Below are 20,133 nucleotides of genomic sequence, written 5' to 3'. Positions count from 1 at the left end.
AGATGATCATGAACGTCGTTACATCCATTCCCACCGACATCACCCCGGAAGGCACCGACTACGACACGGTCAGGCGTGTGATCGCGATGCTGACCGAAGACTATCGCGAGCAGCCGTCGCTCGAGTCGCTCGCCCGGCACCTCGGCCAGTCGCCGACACAGCTCCAGAAGGTCTTCACACGTTGGGCCGGGCTTTCGCCGAAGGCCTTCCTGCAGGCGGTCACCCTCGATCATGCCAAGCGGCTCCTGCGCCAGGAAGACATGCCCTTGCTCGAGACCAGCATCGAGGTCGGTCTGTCAGGCCCGAGCCGGCTGCACGATCTTTTCGTCACCCATGAGGCGATGTCGCCCGGCGAGTGGAAGGCGCGCGGCGCCGGCCTCACCATCCGCTACGGCTTTCACCCCTCGCCCTTCGGCACGGCCCTGGTGATGGTGACCGACCGCGGCCTCGCCGGCCTTGCCTTCGCCGATTCGGGCGAGGAGCGCGCGAGCTTCGAAGACATGGCCGCCCGGTGGCCGAACGCCGCCTATGTCGAGGACAGCGCGGCGACGGCGCGCTATGCGGCACGCATTTTCGACCCCGACCGCTGGTGCGCGGAAGAGCCGCTCCGGATTTTTCTGATCGGTTCGGATTTCCAGATCCGCGTATGGCAGACCCTGCTGCAGATTCCGCTCGGCAAGGCCACGACCTATTCCAAGATCGCCGAAAACCTCGGCCAGCCGACGGCCTCGCGTGCGGTCGGCGCCGCGGTGGGGCGCAACCCGATCTCCTTCGTCGTCCCCTGCCACCGTGCGCTCGGCAAGACCGGCGATCTCACCGGCTATCACTGGGGCCTGACGCGCAAGCGCGCGATCCTGGGCTGGGAGGCCGGGAAGGCTTGAAGGGAGCATTCCTGGTATGATGGGGTAGGAAACAGGCCCCTCCCAAACCCCTGCCCCTTGTGGGGAGGGGTTAAAACCCCTGCCATCAAGCGCCCTCAATGCGCCCCGGACATATCCCCGAGCACTTCCTTCGAAGCGACCGTCGAATCCGCGTTCAGCTTGTAGACCATCGGCACTCCGGTCGCGAGATTGAGCTTGAGGATCTGCTCCTTGGTCAGCTTGTCCAGCACCATGACGAGGGAGCGTAGCGAGTTGCCATGGGCGGCGACGAGCACCTTCTCGCCCGAAAGCACGCGCGGCAGGATGTCGGTCAGGTAATAGGGCCAGACGCGCGCGCCGGTGTCGCGCAGGCTCTCGCCGCCGGGCGGCGGCACGTCGTAGGAGCGGCGCCAGATATGGACCTGTTCTTCGCCCCATTTCGCCCGGGCATCGTCCTTGTTGAGACCGGAGAGGTCGCCGTAGTCGCGCTCGTTCAAGGCTTGGTCGCGGACCGTTTCGAGCGATGACTGGCCGACGGCGTCGAGGACGAGCTGGCAGGTACGCTGGGCCCGGATGAGGACGGAGGTGAATGCGATGTCGAACTTGATGCCGTAATCGGCAAGCGCCTTGCCGCCGGCCTTTGCCTCCTCGATGCCGAGCTCGGTGAGGTCGGGATCGCGCCAGCCGGTGAAGAGGTTCTTCAGGTTCCAGTCGCTCTGGCCGTGCCGGACAAGGACGAGGGTGCCGCTCATTTCGATTTCCTCATTGTGAACTATCGGATGTCAGTGGAGCCCGAGAACGTCGAGCATTGAGTAAAGGCCGGGCTTTTGGCTCCGGCCCCAGAGGGCGGCAGCGACGGCGCCGCGGGCGAAGATGGAGCGGTCGGTCGCGCTGTGCGAAAGCGTGACAATCTCACCCTCTCCGGCAATCACAACCGAGTGCTCGCCGATGACGGAGCCGCCGCGAAGCGTCGCAAAACCGATTGACCCTTCGGGCCGCGCACCGGTGTGGCCGTCGCGGACCCGCACGGAGTGATCCGCAAGACCGATTCCGCGCCCCTTGGCCGCCGCTTCGCCAAGAAGCAGCGCTGTGCCCGAGGGCGCATCGACCTTGTGCTTGTGGTGCATTTCGAGGATCTCTATGTCCCAACCCCGGGCCGGAAGCGCACGCGCCGCCTTTTCCGTAAGCACGCCGAGAAGGTTGACGCCGAGGCTCATATTGCCCGACTTGACGACGCGGGCATGACGGGCGGCGGCGCGGATCTTCGCCTCGTCATCCGCCGAGCAGCCGGTCGTGCCGATCACGTGGACGATGCGTGCCTGCGCCGCAAGGCCGGCGAATTCCACCGTGGCGGCGGGCGCCGTGAAGTCGAGGACGCCCTCGGCCTCGACAAAGGCTTCGAGCGGCTTGTCGGTAACCGCGACCCCCATCGGGCCGACACCGGCAAGCTCGCCGGCATCCCGGCCGATAAACGGCGATCCGGTCCGCTCGATCGCGGCATGAAGGCGCACCCCGGCCGTCTCGTGAATGATCCGGATCAATGTCTGGCCCATACGGCCGGCCGCGCCGACCACAACGAGCTTCATGTCCGTTTCGTTCATCTGAAATTCCCTTGTGTTACAGGATCTGGGCCTCGGCGACCGTATCCGCTCCGCTGCCCTGGAGATTGTGGAGGCGAGCGTAAAGACCGTCCGGACGCCGCGCAAGCTCCTCATGGGAGCCCTCCTCGACGACGGTGCCCTCCTTCATGACGACGATCTTGTCGGCGTTGACGACGGTGGAAAGCCTGTGCGCGATGACGATGACGGTGCGGCCGCTCATCGCCTCTTCGAGCGCCTTCTGGACGGCGGCTTCCGACTCGGTGTCGAGCGCCGACGTCGCCTCGTCCAGCAGCAGGACGGGCGCGTTGCGGACGAGTGCGCGGGCGATCGACAGGCGCTGACGCTGGCCGCCGGAAAGCGTCACACCATGCTCGCCGACGGGCGTATCGTAGCCCTGCGGCTGCGCCAGAATGAAATCATGCGCATAGGCCAGCCGCGCGGCTTCCTCGATCTCGGCATCGGTCGCATCGGGCCGGCCGTAGCGGATGTTGTCGCGGATCGAGCCTTCGAAGAGATAGGGCTGCTGCGAGACATAGGCGAGGCCGGCCCGAAGCGATTGCTTGGTGACGCCGGCGATATTCTGGCCGTCGATCAGGATCTCGCCGGACATCGGATCGTAGAAGCGCGGGATCAGGCTGATGATCGTCGACTTGCCGGCGCCCGAGGGGCCGACGAGAGCGGTGGTCTTGCCGCCCTCCGCACGGAAGCTGACGCCTTTGAGTATCTCGTCGCCGGTGCCATAGGCGAAGCGCACGTCGCGCAATTCGACGGTCGCCTCGCCGAGCCTCAGCTCGGTGGCGTCCGGACGGTCGCGCTGGTGCGGTACCGTATCGAGGATCTCGTAGATCATGCGGGCATTGACGGCCGCGCGTTCCAGCGAAACCTGCAGGCGCGCGAGACGGCGAGCCGGATCATAGGCCATGAGCAGGGCGGTGACGAAGGCGAAGAACGCTCCGGGCGGCACGTTGTGATAGATCGTGCGGAAGGCCGCATAGGCAAGCACGCTGGAGATCGCCAGTCCCGCGAAGGTCTCGGTCATCGGCGCCGTGCGCTCGCTCAGGCGCGCGATGCGATTTGCCCGGTTCTCGGCACGGTCGATGATCGACTCGACCTTGCGCCGCAATTCGTTCTCCATCGTGAAGGCCTTGACGATGGTGATGCCCTGGATGGTCTCCTGCATGGCGCCGAGTACCCGGCTGTTGACCTCGACGGCTTCGCGCGTCGCCAGGCGCAGGCGTCTGGAAATGTAGCGGAGCCCGAGGAGCAATGGCGGCGCGACGAAGAAGACGATCAGCGACAGGAGCCAGTCCTTGCTGAACATGACCACGACCAGGCCGATCAGCGTCAGGAGGTCGCGGGCGACGGACGTGACCGTCATGTTGAGCACGTCGCGGATGCCGCTGACGTTCTGGCTGACTTTGGCGGCGAGCTGAGCCGAGCGGTGCTCGTGGAAATAGCCGACGCTGAGCGCCATCAGATGCGCATAAAGCCGGCGCTGATAGCGCGCCACGATGTTGTTGCCGATCTTGGAAAGGGCGACCGCCTGCCCGTAGGTCGCAAGCCCCCTGAGAACGAAGGCGGCGAAGATCGCACCGCAGATCAGGAGCACGATGTCGGCGCGCCTGTTGGCGAAGGCCTCGTTGACGACCGCCTCCATGATCCAGGCGGTGAAGCCGGTCGTCGCCGCCACCACGACAAGGCATGCGATTGCGAAAGCATAGCCACGAATGTGGTCGCGGCCGTTCTCGGCGATGACGCGCCTGAGGATTCCCGTGATCGTTTCGGAATCGACTGCGCGCTTGTTTCTATCCTTGGCGTTCAATAAGCCCGTCTTCCCTGAGCCCGCTCGCGTACCGCACCCCGGCATCGCTTTCGGGGGCTCTATAGTGCTTTGCTGCCGTTTTGGCGAGTCTCTGCGCCGGGCGCAGCGTCACCTTCTCCAGCGGCGTCCCTCCATTGCAACACCGAAGTCCCTCGGCGTGCGGGCAAAGGCCGCGAGGCCGGAGAGCGCCGCCATGGGGTGAATGACGGCGAAGGTCGGAATCGTCCGCATCAACGCCGAATGCGGCGCCTTGTCCTCGAAGGCCGCGCGAAATTCGGGCTTCGTCAGTGCCGGCAGTATTTTTTGCGAAATGCCGCCGGCAAGGAACACCCCGCCGCGCGCCATGAAGATCAGCGCCATGTCGCCGGCAACGCGCCCGAGATAGGTGGCAAAGAGCGACACGGTTTCGACCGCGGCCGCATCGGCGCCGGACAGGGCGCTCGTCGTCACGGCCGCCTGATCCGCAAGAACCGCTTCCTCGCCATTGGCCGCGCACACCGCGCGATAGAGATTCATGATGCCGCGGCCGCACAGGATCTGCTCGCCGGCCATACGTCCCTCGATCGGTTCGAGGAAGGGCCAGATCCGGAAGTCGCGCTCCGTTCGGGGGCCAATATCGACATGGCCGCCCTCGCCGGGCACGGGTATCCAGGTATGCTGCGCATAGACCAGTCCAGCGACGCCCAGACCGGTACCCGGGCCGAGCACGACGCGCGAATGGAAGGGCCGGACGGCGCCGCCGCCAATCTGAACGACATCCTGATCGGCCGGCGCGGCAATGGCTAGCGCCTGGGCCTCGAAGTCGTTGATGACCAGCACGTCCTCCAGTCCGAGGCTGGCCAGCATGTCCTTCGGGCGAATCACCCAGCCGGCATTCGTCAGCGGTATCTCGTCGCCCTTGATCGGCCCGGCTACGGCGAGGATCGCCGAGCGCGGCTGGACGGAGGTCTTGTCGAGGATGCTTTTCTGCATCGCCTCCTCGATCGTGGCGAAATCGCCCGTTCTGATCGGGGCAAGCTGCTTCGGTTCGCCGTAGGCGTCGATGAGCAATGCGAACCGGGCATTGGTGCCGCCGATGTCGCCGATCAGGATCGGGAAGGGAAAGCTGAGTTCACTCGCATTGGGCATGGCAGAGGTCCGTCCTGATCGCGGCGTGAATGTCCGGGGTTTATGTATCAGTTGCGCCTGAAGTCGATCAACTGCTCGGCAGTCGCGCGGTTGAGCGCCATAGGGATGTCATAGACGATCGCGAGCCGCATCAGTGCCTTGACGTCGACGTCGTGCGGCATGGCCGTCAACGGATCGACGAAGAAGATCAGGCAGTCCACGTCCCCCGTGGCGATCAGCGCGCCGATCTGCTGGTCGCCGCCGAGCGGACCGCTCTTCAACCGGACGATGTCGAGCGCCGGACACACGTCGAGGACACGTGCGCCGGTCGTCCCCGTGGCGACGATCTTCCACTTGGAGAGGACCGCCTCGTTCGCCTTGGCAAAAGACGCGAGGTCATCCTTCTTCTGATCATGGGCGATCAGGGCGAGACATTTCCGATCTGCCATGCGAGAGCCCCCCGGCAAGGTTCATGGCGCACAGATGCAGCAGGCACACTCATGCGAACCGATTTAAATCGATTGAACGCCTATACATGAGCATCGGCAAATTGCAATGGCGCTACTGCAGGCCCGGCCGCGGCAAGGGTACGGGAATGTTCGCGGGCAACCCTTCGCCTGCCGCGCTGATTACGGCCTCTATGCTGGTCGCGGCAGCCGGAATGGCGGCAGGAGCACGATAGGCCGTTCCGTAGGTCGCCTCCTGTTCCGAAGCGGGTGCCGGACCGTTCAGCACGAGGGCGCAGGCCTTCGGCAGATCGGCGAGAGTCGCGAATTTCGGCTTCTGCGGCTTCGCGGCCGGCTTTTGGGTCGGCTTTGCCCAGGGCTCGTCCGTGAACCACCAGGCGAGCGACTTGTCGCAGCCGTCACCCGCCGGAACCACGGCCTGGTCCTTGCAGCCCTTGGAGCCTTCAGGGCATTTGATCCGGATGTGGAAATGATAGTCGTGGCCGTAGATCGGCCGGACCTTGCCGAGCGCCGAGCGGTCGCCCTTCCAGGTTTCACATAGCTTTTTCTTGATGGCCGGGTTGACGAAGACCCGCTCGACCTGCGGATAGCTCGCCGCCATCATGATCAGCCGGGCGTGAGAGGGTGTCCAGATGGAGGGATCGACCGTCAGAAACTTGCTCTTGTCGAGCATGGACGTCGCGGAAATCGTCTCCCGCTCCTGGTAGCTCAGCGTCCGCTGCGGCATCGGCGTCAACCAGATATCCGCATCGAGCCCGATCTGATGCGAAGCGTGACCCGAAAGCATGGGTCCGCCGCGCGGCTGCGAGATGTCGCCGAGCAGAAGGCCGGGCCAGCCGATCTTCTCGACGGCATCGTGGGAGAAGCGCTCGATCAGAGCGATCATCGCGGGATGCCCCCAGCGGCGGTTTCGCGACAGGCGCATCGCTTGCCAAGTCGGGCCGTCGGTGGGGATGGCGACCCCGCCGGCAAGGCAGCCCTTGGAGTAGAAGCCGAACGAAGCCGGCGCCGCCTGCATCGGCAAGTCCTTGGCGCCGAAGAGTTCCTTGGCCGGGGGAGCGTCGTTTGCAGCCGCCTCGGCGGAGACGAGGCTCACCCCCATGATCAGAGCCAGGACGGTCGAACCGCAGCGCCGAAGCGCAACCCGCGCATCAAATCTCATTCCATTCCCCATGATCTTGCAGCGGAAGCCGCCGACCTCTCCTATCCCGATTCGCCGCAGTTGCATCAAGCTTGCGACTCACCGGGATGTGACCGAAGAAATCAGCCTGTTTTTTGGCAGGTCCTGTCAATCGCCCTGATTTCGCCTATTCTCATCGGGAGGATCAGCGGTAACTAAAGGAGAAACGGCTGGCATGCTGGATTTTGGCGGTACTGTAAGAACGAACCTCGTGGCCGCATGTCTGGCAATCTCCTTCCTACTGCCGCAAACCGGACACGCGCAGGAACCAACCTGGCATCACGGCCTGTCGCTCGTCGACAAGCTCAAATATGCGCCCGGCTTCGAGCATTTCAGCTATGTAAACCCCGACGCACCAAAGGGCGGCGACGTCAGGCTTTCGCAAGCGGGCACCTTCGATACCTTCAATCCGCTTCTCGTCAAAGGGGAAGTCGCTGTCGGGCTGGGGCTCGTCTTCGACACGCTCCTGAAGTCGGCCGACGATGAAATTTCCACCGCCTACGGACTTCTCGCGGAAGGCGTATCCTTCCCCGACGATATCTCCTCGGCAACCTTCCGTCTGCGGCAGGAAGCGAAATGGGCCGACGGAAAGCCCGTCACGCCCGAAGACGTCGTCTTCAGCTTCGAACGGGCTAAGGAATTGAATCCGCTCTACCAGAGCTACTACCGGCACGTGGTTGCGGCGGAGAAAACCGGCGACCGCGACGTCACCTTCCGTTTCGACGAAAAGAACAACCACGAACTGCCGCTCATTCTGGGGCAGATTCTGGTTGTGCCGAAGCACTGGTGGGAAGGCACGGGAGCGGACGGCAAGCCGCGCGACATATCACGGACGACACTGGAACCGGTCATGGGTTCCGGTCCCTATCGCATCGCATCCTTCTCTCCCGGCAGCACGATCCGCTATGAACGGCGGCCGGACTATTGGGGCGCCTCGCTCAACGTCAATGTCGGCCAGAACAATTTCGACTCGATCACCTATTCCTTTTTCGGCGATCGCGATGTCGAATTCGAAGCCTTCCGCTCCGGCAACGTCGACTACTGGGTCGAAAATCAGGCCGTGCGCTGGGTGACCGGCTTCGATTTTCCGGCCGCGAAGGAAGGAAAGGTAAAGCGCGAGGAAGTGCCTAACCCCTTCCGCGCGACTGGCGTGATGCAGGCCATGGTCCCCAACATGCGTCGCAAGCCCTTCGACGACGAGAGGGTACGGCAGGCCCTGAACTATGCGCTGGACTTCGAAGAGTTAAATCGCACCGTTTTCTTCAACCAGTATCAGCGCGTCGACAGCTTTTTCTTCGGTACCGAACTTGCCTCCTCCGGGCTGCCGCAAGGCAAGGAACTCGAAATCCTGAACGAGGTGAAAGACCTCGTTCCGCCGGAAGTGTTCACCACTCCCTATGCAAACCCTGTAAACGGCACGCCACAGCAGGCGCGCGCCAACCTGCGCAAGGCGATCGAACTCCTGAAGCAGGCCGGTTTCGAGCTCAAGGGCAATCGCATGGTCGATACGGCAACGGGCCGGCCCTTTTCCTTCGAGATCCTTTTGAGCAGTCCCGCACTGGAGCGCGCTGCCCTGCCCTACGCCCAGAACCTCAGAAAAATCGGCATCGAGGCGCGCGTACGCACGGTCGATGCCTCGCAATATACAAATCGTGAGCGGACCTTCGACTACGATATGACCTGGCAGGTCTGGGGCCAGACCCTGAGCCCGGGCAACGAGCAGGCCGACTATTGGGGATCCAGCGCCGCCTCGCGCGAAGGCTCGCGAAACTATGCAGGCATCGCCGACCCGGGCGTCGACAAGTTGATCCAACGCGTGATCTTCGCCGAGGACCGGGAAACGCTCGTCGCTGCCACCAAAGCGCTTGATCGCGTGCTCCTCGCGCACAACTACGTCGTACCGCTTTATTACAAGCTCAAGGCGAACATCGCCTATTGGGACAAGTTCGAGCGCCCCGCGGAACTACCGAAATACTCCATCGGCTTCCCCGACGTATGGTGGTTCAAGAGTGCCGTCGGCAAATGAAGCACTTGCGCTCGGGGCTCCGGTCGATTCCAAATGCGGATACCGAATCACTCAAATACGGAAACGAGCCGGCGGATTCGACCACGCCAGGGAGTTGGGCCATTGAGACGACATAAACGGCAAGCCAGAGCCTCGCGGATCGCGACGATCGGCGGCGCCACTCTGCCGAGGTTCGCCTGATGGGTGCCTATATCCTGCGCCGGCTTCTGCTGATGATCCCGACGATCGTCGGCATCATGGCAATCTCCTTCGCCGTGGTGCAGTTCGCGCCGGGCGGGCCGGTGGAGCAGGTGATCTCCGACCTCACCAACGCGGCCGGCTCCGACAGGCTTTCCGGCAATGCCGGCGACCTCGTGCCCAGCGGCGGTGGCGACGGCGGGCAGTATCGCGGGGCGCAAGGGCTCGATCCCGATTTCATCGCCAAGCTCGAAAAGCAGTTCGGCTTCGACAAGCCGCCGCTCGAGCGCTTCGTCACGATGATGTGGGACTATATCCGCTTCGACTTCGGCGAGAGCTTCTTCCGCAATACGCCGGTCATCGACCTCATCATCCAGAAAATGCCGGTTTCGATCTCGCTCGGGGTCTGGATCCTGATCTTTTCCTATGCGATCTCGATCCCGCTCGGCATCAGGAAGGCGGTCTCCGACGGTTCCACCTTCGACGTCTGGACCTCCGGCATCATCATCGTCGGCTATGCGGTGCCGAGTTTCCTCTTCGGCATTCTCCTGATCGTGCTTTTTGCGGGCGGATCCTTCTTCGACTGGTTCCCCTTGCGGGGCCTCGTCTCCGACAATTTCGACCAGCTTCCCTGGTACGAGAAGATCCTCGATTATTTCTGGCACATGACGCTGCCGCTGATCACGCTTCTGCTCTCCGCCTTCGCGACCACGACGCTGCTCACCAAGAATTCCTTCATCGACGAGATCAAGAAACAATATGTGACGACGGCGCGGGCCAAGGGCCTGACCGAGCGGCGCGTTCTCTACGGACATGTGTTCCGCAATGCGATGCTGATCATCATTGCGGGCTTTCCCGGCGCCTTCATCTCCGCCTTCTTCACCGGGTCGCTGCTCATCGAATACATATTCTCGCTCGATGGGCTGGGGCGGCTCGGCTATGACGCGGTCGTAAAACGCGACTATCCCATCGTCTTCGCAACCCTCTTCATCTATTCGCTGATGGGCCTTGTCGTCAGCCTCGTCTCGGACCTCATCTACACCTGGGTCGACCCGCGCATCGATTTCGAGCGGAGGGACGTCTGATGAGCACCGCTACCGCCTATGCCGGCGCGCCGGAAAAGGGCTGGCTCACGCCGATCGGGCGCCGCCGCTGGCAGAATTTCAAGGCCAACCGCCGCGGCTACTGGTCTCTCTGGCTCTTCCTTCTCCTCTTCGGCCTCAGTCTGTTTGCGGAATTCATCGCCAACGACAAGCCGATCCTCGCCTCCTACAAGGGCGAGATCCTGGTTCCGGTGCTGATCGATTATCCGGAAGAGAAATTCGGCGGCTTCCTCGCCGAGACCGACTATCGGTCCGATTTCGTCCGCGACGAGATCGAGGCGAACGGCTGGATGGTCTGGCCGCCGATCCGCTATTCCTACCAGACGGTCAACTCCAGCATCCCCCATTCGGCGCCGACGCCCCCTTTCTGGCTGATGAGCGAAGAAGAGCGCTGCTCCGCCTATCCGCAAGGGGTCCACGACCCCGGATGCATAGCCGGCAACCTGAACTGGCTCGGCACCGACGACCAGGCCCGCGACGTGATGGCGCGGATGATCTACGGTTTTCGCATCTCGGTCCTATTCGGTCTCGCGCTGACCATCGCCTCGGCGGTGATCGGGGTTTCGGCCGGTGCCGTGCAGGGTTATTTCGGCGGCTGGACCGATCTGCTCATGCAGCGCTTCATCGAGATCTGGTCGTCGATGCCGGTGCTCTACATCCTGCTCATCATCGCCGCCATCCTGCCGCCGGGCTTCTTCATCCTGCTCGGCATCATGCTGCTCTTTTCCTGGGTCGGTTTCGTCGGCGTCGTCAGGGCCGAATTCCTGCGCGCCCGCAATTTCGAATATGTCAACGCGGCGCGCGCGCTCGGCGTCGGCAACGGCACCATCATGTACCGTCACCTGCTGCCGAACGCGATGGTGGCGACGCTCACCTTCCTGCCCTTCATTCTTTCGGGCTCGATCACCACGCTCACCTCGCTCGACTTTCTCGGCTTCGGCATGCCTCCGGGTTCCCCGTCGCTCGGCGAGATGATCGCGCAGGGCAAGTCCAACCTGCAGGCGCCCTGGCTGGGTCTGACCGCCTTCTTCGCCATGTCGATCATGCTGTCGCTTTTGATCTTCGTCGGCGAGGCGACGCGCGACGCCTTCGACCCGAGAAAGACGTTCCGGTGAGCGCGACGATGACAGATACCCTCCTTTCCGTGCGCGACCTCTCCGTCGCCTTCCACCAGGGCGGCGAAACGTCGCTTGCTGTCGACCGCATCTCCTTCGACATCAGGCGCGGCGAGACCGTGGCGCTGGTCGGAGAGTCCGGCTCGGGCAAATCCGTCTCCGCCAACTCGATCCTGAAGCTCCTGCCCTACCCCGCCGCAAGCCATCCGAGCGGCGAAATCCTCTTCAACGGGAAGGATCTCCTGAAGGCGAGTGACGACGAGCTCAGGCATGTCCGCGGCAACGACGTCACCATGATCTTTCAGGAGCCGATGACATCGCTCAATCCGCTGCACACGATCGAGCAGCAGATCAGCGAAATCCTGGATATCCATCAGCAACTCAAGGGTGCGGCCGCCCGCGCGAGAACGCTGGAGCTCCTCGAGCAGGTCGGCATTCGCGAAGCGGAGAAGCGGCTCGGCGCCTACCCGCATCAGCTTTCGGGCGGCCAGCGCCAGCGCGTGATGATAGCCATGGCTCTCGCCAACCGGCCGGAGCTCTTGATCGCCGACGAGCCGACGACGGCGCTCGACGTCACGGTGCAGGCGCAGATCCTCGAGCTTTTGAAGTCGCTCAAGGACGAGCACGGCATGTCCATGCTGTTCATCACCCACGACCTCGGCATCGTCCGCAAGATCGCCGATCGGGTCTGCGTCATGACCAAGGGCAAGATCGTCGAGACCGGACCGACCGCCGAGATCTTCGCCAATCCGCAGCACGCCTATACCCGCCACCTGCTTGCCTCCGAACCGCGGGGCGAACCGCCCCCCTCGGACGCCTCCAGGCCGATCGTGATCGAAGCCAAGGACATGAAAGTCTGGTTTCCCATCAAGGCGGGCTTCCTGCGCCGGGTGGTCGACCACGTCAAGGCGGTGGACGGCATCGACCTGACGCTCCGCGCCGGCCAGACGCTGGGCGTGGTCGGCGAGTCCGGTTCCGGCAAGACGACGCTCGGCCTTGCGCTGACGCGACTGATCTCGTCCAAGGGCCGCATCGCCTTCGTAGGGCAAGACATCGACGCCTACAGTTTCCGCGAGATGCGGCCGCTCAGAAACCGGATGCAGGTGGTGTTTCAGGACCCTTACGGATCGCTGAGCCCGCGCATGTCGATCGCCGATATTATCGGCGAGGGTTTGAAGATCCACGAGAAGGCGCTGACGGACGGCGAGCGCGATCAGCGCGTCGCCGCAGCACTGGAAGAGGTCGGCCTCGATCCCGCGACGCGCTGGCGCTATCCGCACGAATTTTCCGGCGGCCAGCGCCAGCGCATCGCGATCGCCCGGGCGATGGTGCTGAAACCTCAGTTCGTCATGCTGGACGAGCCGACCTCCGCCCTCGACATGAGCGTGCAGGCCCAGGTGGTCGATCTCCTGCGCGATCTCCAGCGCAAGCACAATCTCGCCTATCTCTTCATCAGCCATGACCTCAGGGTCGTGCGCGCGCTCGCGAACGAAGTGATCGTCATGCGGCTCGGCAAGGTCGTGGAACAGGGACCCGCCGAGCGCATCTTCGAGGCGCCGGCGGAAGATTATACCAAGGCGCTGATGGCCGCCGCCTTCAACCTCGAAGCGGTCAATCTCGCCGCCATTCATCAGTAGAGTTGCGTCATGTCCGCCAAAAGCCCCGTAATCGTCGACCTGAAATTCATCCCCGAGGAGGTCGAAGCCGCCCTTGCGGGCGCCTTTCCCGGCCGCGAGGTGATCGATCTCGCCGACCCGGCGCATCAGGGGCGCGACCTCTCCGGCATCGACTATGCGGTGGTCTGGAAATCCGCGCCCGACCTCTTCTCCCGCGCCCCCGACCTCAAGGTGGTCTTTTCCGGCGGCGCCGGCGTCGACCACGTGCTGACGCTGCCGGGCCTGCCCGACGTGCCGCTGGTGCGCTTCGTCGACCGGTCGCTGACAACGCGGATGAGCGAGTGGGTGGTGATGCAGTGCCTCCTGCATCTTCGCCAGCACCGCGCCTACGATGCGCTGGCGAAGAAGCACGAATGGCGTGACCTCAGCCAGCCGGAAGCAGCCGACGTGACGGTCGGCATCATGGGCATGGGCGTGCTCGGCCAGGACTCCGCCCGCAAGCTCGCCGTGATGGGCTTCAAGGTGATCGGCTGGTCGCGAAGCAAACGGGTGGTCGAGGGTGTAGAGACCTACGACGCCGCCGGACTGGACGCATTTCTCGGCAGGACGGATTTTCTCGTCGGCCTGCTGCCGCTGACGCCGGATACCAGGGGTATCTTCAACGCCGCCCTCTTCGCCAAGCTCAGCCGGAAGGGGCCGTTCGGAGCGCCCGTTTTCATCAATGCCGGCCGTGGCGGCAGTCAGGTCGAGGCCGACATTCTGGACTGCCTCGATTCCGGTGTTCTCGGAGGCGCATCGCTCGACGTCTTCGAACAGGAGCCGCTCTCCCCGGAAAGCCGCTTCTGGGACATGCCGGATGTCTATGTGACGCCGCATGTCGCCGCTTCTTCCGACGTCAGGGCGCTCTTTGTGCATGTGGAGCACCAGATCGCGCGCTTCGAGCGCGGGCTGCCCCTCGAGCATGTGGTGGATAAGGTAGCCGGCTATTGATTGCGCGGCGCGCAGCGACAGCCCCTCACCCTAACACTCTCCCCGCATGCGGGGAGAGGGGACGTGCGCCACGGCGCGCCTGCGTGTGGAGATGGTGCGAAGGCGAATCCGCGATTCCCTTCTCCCGCAAGCGGGAGAAGGTGCCGGCAGGCGGATGAGGGGCGGCCGCGGCTCAAGAGCCGGACGATCCAGGGATCAGGGCCTACGGTATCCCGTCGGCTGGGCGTAGAGCCACGCGATGCGCCGGATGGCGTCTTCGAGACCTTCGCGCGCCACCGTCATCGTGTGTCCGTTGGCATGCACCAGGGTCTTCTCGTCTTCCATGATCGCCACATGGCCCTTCCAGAAGACGAGGTCGCCGCGCGTGAGATCTTCGCGCTCGATGAGGCGGCCGAGTCCGCTTGCCTGCATGTCGGAATCGCGCGGCGCATTGCGCCCCGCCATCTGCATCGCGAGTTGCACGAGGCCGGAACAGTCTATGCCGAAGCCGGAGCGGCCGCCCCAGAGATAGGGCGTTTCGAGAAAGCGGGTCGCGATTGCGACATAATCATCCTTAAGCGCGCCGGTTGCGGGGATGCAGTGATCGGCGACGATCGCCAGCCCGCCATCCAGCAGAAAATAGCGCGTGCCGCGCGTCTCGGCCTCACCGGCGACGGCGATCCGGCTTCCCATGGAAAGGGCAAAGGCCTGGGGAAAGCGCAGATCCGCGCCGCGATAGACGAAGGTCCTCGGCACCGCCACGAGGTGCGTCGCCGGCGCTTGCGGGGGCTGCACCACATCCTCCGGTACGTAGCCGACATAGCCGTCGAGGTCGGACTTCACCCACGCCCATCCGTCGGCGACGTCGAGCACGCGCACCGTCTCGCCATAGAGAAGCTCCGTATCCGTACCGCAGCCGGCCTCGGGCCGCGCCCGCAGCGGCGTCACCGGCACGGATACGGCCGCCGGCGTGCCTTCCACGAAACGCTTTGCCTCGACCATGCCGCGCAGGCGTTCCTCCGCGAGATCCTCGCGATAGGCATTCAGGCGGCGGTCGAGGACCTCGGACATGGATAAGCTCACATTTTCCGGCCCTGATCGATGATCAGATCGCCGAACTTTTCAAGATAAAGCGCGCCCTCGACGGTGCGCTTGATGATGACGTTGCGCCTGTCGCGCTCGTCGCGGATCCGGTCGACGAGGCCGAGCGCACCCATGGTGTCGAGCGCGCGCGTGATCACCGGCTTCGTCACCCCGAGCGCCGCGGCGAGGCCGCGCACCGTATGGGGCGGCGGCACCAGGTAAATCTGTAACAGGATCGCCATCTGGCGCAAGGTCAGATCGCGGCTGTCGACGCGCACCTGTTCGAGCGACACGGCATGCCAGAGCCCCAGCGCCTGAGAAGGGGTAAGTTCGACCGGCAAAGGAAACTCCTGCGTGGATCACGAGTCCGGGAGCATAGCCCGCGATCGTTACGCAAGCGTTTCTTTACGGCTCGATTGCGCGAACGGCTACCCCGCTATACTGCCGATGTGATGATAAAGCGCCCGGATCGCCTGAGCTTCACCGCCGATCGGCGAATGCGGGCGCTCGGACTGTGCCCAGCCGAAGATGTCGAAATGGACCCAGCTTTTCGCGTTCGTCACGAAACGCTTGAGGAACAGCGCCGCCGTGATCGAGCCGGCCATGCCGCCCGAGGGGGCGTTGGTGAGATCGGCGATGCGGGCGGAAACATCCTTGTCATAGCCCCTGTAGAGCGGCATCCGCCAGACCGGATCGTCCACGGTCAGGCTCGCTTCGGCAAGATCATGGGCGAGGTCATCGTCGTCGGTGAAGAAAGGCGGCAGGTCCGGCCCCAGCGCCACGCGGGCGGCGCCCGTCAGGGTCGCCATGTCGATGACGAGGTCCGTCTTCTCCTCGTCCGCATAGGCGAGAGCATCGGCGAGGATCAGCCGTCCCTCCGCGTCGGTGTTGTCGATCTGCACGGTCAGGCCCTTGCGGCTCTTGTAGATGTCGCCGGGACGGAAGGCATTCGCCGAGATCGAATTCTCGACCACGGGAATGATCACGCGCAGATCCACCTTGAGCTTTGCATCCATGATCATCAGCGCAAGGCCCATGACGTTCGCAGCGCCCCCCATGTCCTTCTTCATGAGCAGCATCGAGGACGCCGGTTTGATGTCCAGCCCGCCGGTGTCGAAGCAGACGCCCTTGCCGACGAGCGTCACCTGCCGGTGGCCCTTCCTGCCCCAGCGCATTTCGAGCAGCCGCGGCGCTTCGGCGCTGGCGCGGCCGACCGTGTGGACGAGCGGGAAGTTCTCGGTCAGCAGGGCTTCGCCGGAAATCACCGAGACGTCGGCCTTGTAATGGGCGGCCAGCGCCCGGAATGCGGCTTCCAGCGCTTCCGGTCCCATATCGTTGGTCGGGGTGTTGATCAGGTCGCGCGCCAGGAAAACGCCGGCGAGCTGCCGCTTGATATCGGTCGCATCCGAATCGGCCGGAATGAGCAGCGTCGGCGCGTCCGTCTTCGAGGGTTTGTAGCGCTCGAAGCGGTAGGACCCGAGGCCGTAGCCGAGAGCCAGCCGATTGGCGGTGAGCGGCGCCGTTTCGATGTGCCATTTGCCGGCCGGGAGCGCCCGGGCGAGCTTGCCGGTCAGGAAGGGCGTGTCGGACGGGTTGGCGCCGAGCCCGAACAGCGCGCCTCCGAGATGACCATCGGCCGAGGGGATCAGCAGCACCGCGCCGGATTCCGCCTTGAAGCCGGCCTTCTTCGCCCAATCGAGCGCGATCGGATCGATGCTCCCCGTCTCGATATGCGCGGGCGTCACCGCAAAGATCGGCAGCGTCTTGCCGTTGCTGGTGTTGAACGGCGATGGCCGCTCGATAAACTGATAGGGAGCCATTTGAATCCTCGACTGGCGGATGCGAACAGGTGCGATTAACGCTCCGTTAGGGTTAACAGATTATTGCTGGAGTGAAAGTTGCGCCGCTTTTGTCTGGAGTTCCGGTGCAGGACTGGATGGCTGGGGCTTCGATGACGATGCAAGACACTTTTTCCTTATCCCTGTGCCGCCTCGCAACGGGGGTTGCCGTTGCGATGGTGGCGCTGTCGCTCTCCGCCTGCGCCGGACAACAGGGCAGGAAGGAGCTGACGACCGGATCGATCCCGAAGCTCACGAGGCCGGCGCAGTCGATGAACGCGACCGAACTCGCTGCCGCCGCCGAACGCATCGGCAAGGCCTATGAGCGCAATCCGAAGGACCGGGAGGCCGGGCTCAACTACGCCAATCTCCTGCGCATGACGGGCCGCAACGAACAGGCGCTTGCCGTCATGCAACAGGTGGCGATCTACCATCCGGCGGATCGCGAGGTGCTCGGAGCCTACGGCAAGGCCCAGGCCGCAGCGGGTCAGCTGGAACAGGCGCTCGCAACGATCAGCCGGGCCCAGACGCCGGACCGGCCCGACTGGAAGCTGAAATCCGCGGAAGGCGCCATCCTCGACCAGCTCGGCCGTTCCGCCGAGGCACGGCTGCGCTATCGCGAGGCTCTGGACCTCAAGCCCAACGAGCCCTCGGTCTTTTCCAATCTGGGCATGTCCTATCTGCTCTCGAAGGATCTGCGGACGGCCGAGACCTACCTCAAATCCGCGGCGAGCCAACCGGATGCCGGCAGCAGCGTGCGCCAGAACCTCGCGCTTGCCGTCGGCCTGCAGGGCCGCTTTCAGGAAGCGGAAGCCATCGCCCGCCAGGAACTGACAGCCGAGCAGGCGGAGGCCAACGTCGCCTATCTTCGCTCCATGCTGTCTCAGCAGGGCGCGTGGAAGCAGCTGGCAAAGGCGGATGAGGCGAAGGCGGATTGAAGGTCGATCGGCCGGCACCGCCGCCCGCCGGGGTGGCGGCACGCGCCCCTCATCCCGCTGCCGCGACCTTCTCCCCGCAGGCGGGGAGAAGGGATATGCCGCCCTCTCCGAGTCCCCTCTCTCCGCGGGGAGAGGGGCTAGGGTGAGGCAGTACAGCCGGTAAAGGCGGCAGTCCCTTTCAAGGGCGGGTAGGCCACTTTTGCCTTTCCATCCTAAAACTTGTCCGCCACCTGTATCCCGGCGGGGCCGAGAATGACGGCGACGAGGACCGGCAGGAAGAACAGGATCATCGGCACCGTCAGCTTCGGCGGCAGTGCGGCCGCCTTTTTCTCGGCGGCGGTCATGCGCTGGTCGCGGCTCTCCTGCGCCAGAACGCGCAGCGCCTGAGCGACGGGCGTGCCGTAGCGGTCGGCCTGGATCAGCGCCTGCGTCACCGATTTCACCTCATCGAGACCCGTGCGCAGGCCGAGATTTTCGAGCGCGATGCGCCTTTCGGGCAGGAAGGAGAGTTCCGCGGTCGTCAGCACCAGTTCCTCCGCCAGCGGTTGCGACTGCACGGCTATCTCGTCGGCGACGCGGCGCATGGCGAGTTCCATCGAGACGCCGGATTCGACGCAGATGAGCAGGAGATCGAGCGCGTCCGGCCAGGCGCGGCGAATGGACTGCTGGCGCTTGGAGATCGCATTGGCGATGAAGATGTTCGGCGCGTAGAAGCCGACATAGGCGAATCCGATGGCGAAGGACACCCTGACCATGATCGGCTTGTCGGCGAAATTTCCGAGCACGAAAATATAGAGAACCGCAACGGTCAGAAACAGGAACGGCAAGCAGAAGCGGGCGAAGAGGAAGGTGTTGAGCGCGTTCTGCGAGCGATAGCCGGCCGTCTTCAGGCGGTTGACGGTGTTGTCGTCCACCAGAGCCTTTCTGAGGTTCAGCCGCTCGACGATCTCCCGGACCGAGGTGTTGTGCTGTGCCCTGAGGCTTGCCCTGCCGGTCGTCGCCTCGGCATTGAGCCGGGCGCGCTCCCGGGCGCGGATCTGCTCCCGTTCGGTGGCGACCGACTTCATCCGCTTCGTGAGGTCTCCCCTTTCGAGCAAGGGCGCCACGAGCGAATAGAACGTGGCGAGCACGGCCATCGAGACGAGCGCCGCGACGATGATGTTCAGATCGGTAAGCGTCTCTATCCAGCCGGCCACGGGATCCTCAGATGTCGAAGTTGATCATGTTGCGCATTACCCAGATGCCGATGCTCATCCAAACGGCGGAAGCGCCCATGATGATGTGGCCGCGCGGGTCGGTGAAGAGAATCATCATGTAGTCCGGCGAAGTCAGATAGACGAGGGTTGCGACGATGAAGGGCAGCGCGCCGATGATGCAGGCGGACGCCTTGGCCTCCATCGACAGCGCGCTGACCTTCGCCTTCATCTTCCTGCGTTCGCGCAGGACCTTGGAGAGATTACCGAGCGCCTCGGACAGATTGCCGCCCGCCTGCGCCTGAATGGCGATGACGATCGCGAAGAAGTTGACTTCCGGCAGCGGGATGCTGTGAATCATGCGGGCGCAGGCTTCGGGAACGTTGAGACCCACCTGCTGGGATTCGACGACACGGCGGAATTCGGTCCTGACCGGCTCCTGCCCGTCGCTCGCGATCAGCCGCAAGGCGTCGTTCAGCGGCAGCCCCGACTTGATCGACCGGACCATGACATCGAGCGAGTTCGGAAACTCGTCGAGAAACTTTCTGCAACGGCGTTTGACCATGGAGCCGACGATCCACCGCGGCAGGCCGGCCGCGCCTATCAGGCCAACGCCTGCGGCAATGATCAGTCCGGCCCCTGCCAGGAGGACGACAAGGAAGGCGAGCAACCCGAAAAGCGCACTGAACAGATAGAACTGCGCGATCGATATCGAAAGGCCGGCCTGCAGCAAACGCTTCTTCATCGAAGGCGCCGCATTGGCGGATTTTTCCTGCTGCTTCTTCTCGAGGTCCTTCAGCGAATCCTGAACGGATTTGCGACGCTTCGACATCTCGTTGACGCGGTCGCGCGCCGCCTTGATCTTGGTGCGGTCCGTCTCCGAGGCGCTGACCCGGCGCAGGCGGCCCTCCGCCTTTTTCTCGGTCTCGATACGGGGATAGAGCACACCATAGGCGAGTGCTGCCGCCGCCAGGGCGACGAGGCCGGCCAGTCCCAGGACGGTGATGTCTATGCCGAACATCGCTCGGTCTGTCCTTT

The 20,133-nt window shown here is 64.0% G+C and carries 18 protein-coding genes; 7 read left to right on the top strand and 11 right to left on the bottom strand.

Annotation, left to right across the window (positions count from 1 at the left end):
• The first annotated feature begins 8 nt into the window (after nucleotides 1-8).
• Complete coding sequence (locus tag BHD07_RS02710) at nucleotides 9-881, top strand: methylated-DNA--[protein]-cysteine S-methyltransferase (RefSeq protein WP_100669903.1); 873 nt, start codon at nucleotides 9-11, stop codon at nucleotides 879-881.
• A 95-nt stretch (nucleotides 882-976) separates the two neighbouring features.
• Here the strand turns inward: BHD07_RS02710 and BHD07_RS02705 are convergent, their stop codons facing one another.
• The 6 genes from BHD07_RS02705 to mepA form a co-directional block, all read right to left on the bottom strand.
• Nucleotides 977-1,612 (bottom strand): 2,3-bisphosphoglycerate-dependent phosphoglycerate mutase, encoded by a 636-nt coding sequence (locus tag BHD07_RS02705; protein ID WP_018093794.1) that lies wholly within the window; start codon nucleotides 1,610-1,612, stop codon nucleotides 977-979.
• 30 nt (nucleotides 1,613-1,642) lie between these two features.
• On the bottom strand, nucleotides 1,643-2,461 hold the full coding sequence (gene dapB / locus BHD07_RS02700) for a 4-hydroxy-tetrahydrodipicolinate reductase (protein WP_338277531.1): 819 nt from the start codon (nucleotides 2,459-2,461) through the stop codon (nucleotides 1,643-1,645).
• A gap of 16 nt (nucleotides 2,462-2,477) precedes the next feature.
• Nucleotides 2,478-4,283, bottom strand: coding sequence for an ABC transporter ATP-binding protein (locus tag BHD07_RS02695; RefSeq protein ID WP_100669905.1), 1,806 nt, complete (start codon nucleotides 4,281-4,283; stop codon nucleotides 2,478-2,480).
• A gap of 108 nt (nucleotides 4,284-4,391) precedes the next feature.
• Entirely contained in the window at nucleotides 4,392-5,411 is a 1,020-nt protein-coding gene (locus tag BHD07_RS02690; protein ID WP_275597013.1) for a glucokinase, read from the bottom strand.
• Nucleotides 5,412-5,458: 47 nt separating this feature from the next.
• Complete coding sequence (locus tag BHD07_RS02685; RefSeq protein WP_275597014.1) at nucleotides 5,459-5,839, bottom strand: methylglyoxal synthase; 381 nt, start codon at nucleotides 5,837-5,839, stop codon at nucleotides 5,459-5,461.
• Nucleotides 5,840-5,951: 112 nt separating this feature from the next.
• On the bottom strand, nucleotides 5,952-7,019 hold the full coding sequence (gene mepA / locus BHD07_RS02680; protein ID WP_338277528.1) for a penicillin-insensitive murein endopeptidase: 1,068 nt from the start codon (nucleotides 7,017-7,019) through the stop codon (nucleotides 5,952-5,954).
• 193 nt (nucleotides 7,020-7,212) lie between these two features.
• Here mepA and BHD07_RS02675 point away from each other — a divergent pair, with 193 nt between their 5' ends.
• The 5 genes from BHD07_RS02675 to BHD07_RS02655 all read left to right on the top strand — a co-directional run bounded on the left by BHD07_RS02675 (nucleotide 7,213) and on the right by BHD07_RS02655 (nucleotide 14,064).
• Nucleotides 7,213-9,063, top strand: a complete 1,851-nt coding sequence (locus BHD07_RS02675; RefSeq protein WP_100669908.1) for an extracellular solute-binding protein — start codon at nucleotides 7,213-7,215, stop codon at nucleotides 9,061-9,063.
• A 179-nt stretch (nucleotides 9,064-9,242) separates the two neighbouring features.
• Nucleotides 9,243-10,325 (top strand): microcin C ABC transporter permease YejB, encoded by a 1,083-nt coding sequence (locus BHD07_RS02670; protein WP_275597015.1) that lies wholly within the window; start codon nucleotides 9,243-9,245, stop codon nucleotides 10,323-10,325.
• Nucleotides 10,325-11,458 carry an ABC transporter permease gene (locus tag BHD07_RS02665; RefSeq protein WP_338277525.1) on the top strand — a complete coding sequence of 378 codons (1,134 nt, stop codon included), beginning with the start codon at nucleotides 10,325-10,327 and terminating at the stop codon, nucleotides 11,456-11,458. Before BHD07_RS02670 ends, BHD07_RS02665 begins: the two co-directional genes overlap by 1 nt.
• An 8-nt stretch (nucleotides 11,459-11,466) precedes the next feature.
• Nucleotides 11,467-13,095 carry an ABC transporter ATP-binding protein gene (locus BHD07_RS02660; protein ID WP_338277523.1) on the top strand — a complete coding sequence of 543 codons (1,629 nt, stop codon included), beginning with the start codon at nucleotides 11,467-11,469 and terminating at the stop codon, nucleotides 13,093-13,095.
• 9 nt (nucleotides 13,096-13,104) lie between these two features.
• Entirely contained in the window at nucleotides 13,105-14,064 is a 960-nt protein-coding gene (locus tag BHD07_RS02655; protein ID WP_338277521.1) for a 2-hydroxyacid dehydrogenase, read from the top strand.
• 195 nt (nucleotides 14,065-14,259) lie between these two features.
• Here the strand turns inward: BHD07_RS02655 and BHD07_RS02650 are convergent, their stop codons facing one another.
• The 3 genes from BHD07_RS02650 to BHD07_RS02640 form a co-directional block, all read right to left on the bottom strand.
• Nucleotides 14,260-15,114 carry a C40 family peptidase gene (locus BHD07_RS02650; protein ID WP_338277519.1) on the bottom strand — a complete coding sequence of 285 codons (855 nt, stop codon included), beginning with the start codon at nucleotides 15,112-15,114 and terminating at the stop codon, nucleotides 14,260-14,262.
• Between the two features lie 8 nt (nucleotides 15,115-15,122).
• Nucleotides 15,123-15,467, bottom strand: a complete 345-nt coding sequence (locus tag BHD07_RS02645) for a MarR family transcriptional regulator (RefSeq protein WP_018093782.1) — start codon at nucleotides 15,465-15,467, stop codon at nucleotides 15,123-15,125.
• Nucleotides 15,468-15,554: 87 nt separating this feature from the next.
• Complete coding sequence (locus BHD07_RS02640; protein ID WP_338277517.1) at nucleotides 15,555-16,946, bottom strand: leucyl aminopeptidase family protein; 1,392 nt, start codon at nucleotides 16,944-16,946, stop codon at nucleotides 15,555-15,557.
• 131 nt (nucleotides 16,947-17,077) lie between these two features.
• Here BHD07_RS02640 and BHD07_RS02635 point away from each other — a divergent pair, with 131 nt between their 5' ends.
• Nucleotides 17,078-17,902, top strand: a complete 825-nt coding sequence (locus tag BHD07_RS02635) for a tetratricopeptide repeat protein (protein ID WP_338277515.1) — start codon at nucleotides 17,078-17,080, stop codon at nucleotides 17,900-17,902.
• 212 nt (nucleotides 17,903-18,114) lie between these two features.
• On the opposite strand, the gene BHD07_RS02630 is transcribed toward BHD07_RS02635, so the two are convergent.
• Both BHD07_RS02630 and BHD07_RS02625 read right to left on the bottom strand, forming a co-directional pair.
• Nucleotides 18,115-19,098, bottom strand: a complete 984-nt coding sequence (locus BHD07_RS02630) for a type II secretion system F family protein (protein ID WP_100669914.1) — start codon at nucleotides 19,096-19,098, stop codon at nucleotides 18,115-18,117.
• A gap of 7 nt (nucleotides 19,099-19,105) precedes the next feature.
• Complete coding sequence (locus tag BHD07_RS02625) at nucleotides 19,106-20,116, bottom strand: type II secretion system F family protein (protein WP_018093778.1); 1,011 nt, start codon at nucleotides 20,114-20,116, stop codon at nucleotides 19,106-19,108.
• Nucleotides 20,117-20,133 lie beyond the last annotated feature (17 nt).

The sequence above is a fragment of the Sinorhizobium sp. KGO-5 genome, assembly GCF_036245905.1.
GTDB classification, from domain to species: Bacteria; Pseudomonadota; Alphaproteobacteria; order Rhizobiales; family Rhizobiaceae; genus Sinorhizobium; species Sinorhizobium meliloti_A.
Note: the sequence above shows the minus strand (reverse complement) of the source record. Positions and strands in the feature narration are given on the sequence as shown.

Excerpts from the sequence above, each read along its gene's own strand:
- BHD07_RS02660 (WP_338277523.1), top strand. The coding sequence starts at position 11,467 with ATGACAGATACCCTCCTTTCCGTGCGCGACCTCTCCGTCGCCTTCCAC.
- BHD07_RS02650 (WP_338277519.1), bottom strand. The coding sequence starts at position 15,114 with ATGTCCGAGGTCCTCGACCGCCGCCTGAATGCCTATCGCGAGGATCTC.
- BHD07_RS02655 (WP_338277521.1), top strand. The coding sequence starts at position 13,105 with ATGTCCGCCAAAAGCCCCGTAATCGTCGACCTGAAATTCATCCCCGAG.
- BHD07_RS02670 (WP_275597015.1), top strand. The coding sequence starts at position 9,243 with ATGGGTGCCTATATCCTGCGCCGGCTTCTGCTGATGATCCCGACGATC.
- dapB (WP_338277531.1), bottom strand. The coding sequence starts at position 2,461 with ATGAACGAAACGGACATGAAGCTCGTTGTGGTCGGCGCGGCCGGCCGT.
- BHD07_RS02685 (WP_275597014.1), bottom strand. The coding sequence starts at position 5,839 with ATGGCAGATCGGAAATGTCTCGCCCTGATCGCCCATGATCAGAAGAAG.
- BHD07_RS02625 (WP_018093778.1), bottom strand. The coding sequence starts at position 20,116 with ATGTTCGGCATAGACATCACCGTCCTGGGACTGGCCGGCCTCGTCGCC.
- BHD07_RS02640 (WP_338277517.1), bottom strand. The coding sequence starts at position 16,946 with ATGGCTCCCTATCAGTTTATCGAGCGGCCATCGCCGTTCAACACCAGC.
- BHD07_RS02675 (WP_100669908.1), top strand. The coding sequence starts at position 7,213 with ATGCTGGATTTTGGCGGTACTGTAAGAACGAACCTCGTGGCCGCATGT.
- BHD07_RS02690 (WP_275597013.1), bottom strand. The coding sequence starts at position 5,411 with ATGCCCAATGCGAGTGAACTCAGCTTTCCCTTCCCGATCCTGATCGGC.
- mepA (WP_338277528.1), bottom strand. The coding sequence starts at position 7,019 with ATGAGATTTGATGCGCGGGTTGCGCTTCGGCGCTGCGGTTCGACCGTC.
- BHD07_RS02665 (WP_338277525.1), top strand. The coding sequence starts at position 10,325 with ATGAGCACCGCTACCGCCTATGCCGGCGCGCCGGAAAAGGGCTGGCTC.
- BHD07_RS02705 (WP_018093794.1), bottom strand. The coding sequence starts at position 1,612 with ATGAGCGGCACCCTCGTCCTTGTCCGGCACGGCCAGAGCGACTGGAAC.
- BHD07_RS02710 (WP_100669903.1), top strand. The coding sequence starts at position 9 with ATGAACGTCGTTACATCCATTCCCACCGACATCACCCCGGAAGGCACC.
- BHD07_RS02635 (WP_338277515.1), top strand. The coding sequence starts at position 17,078 with ATGACGATGCAAGACACTTTTTCCTTATCCCTGTGCCGCCTCGCAACG.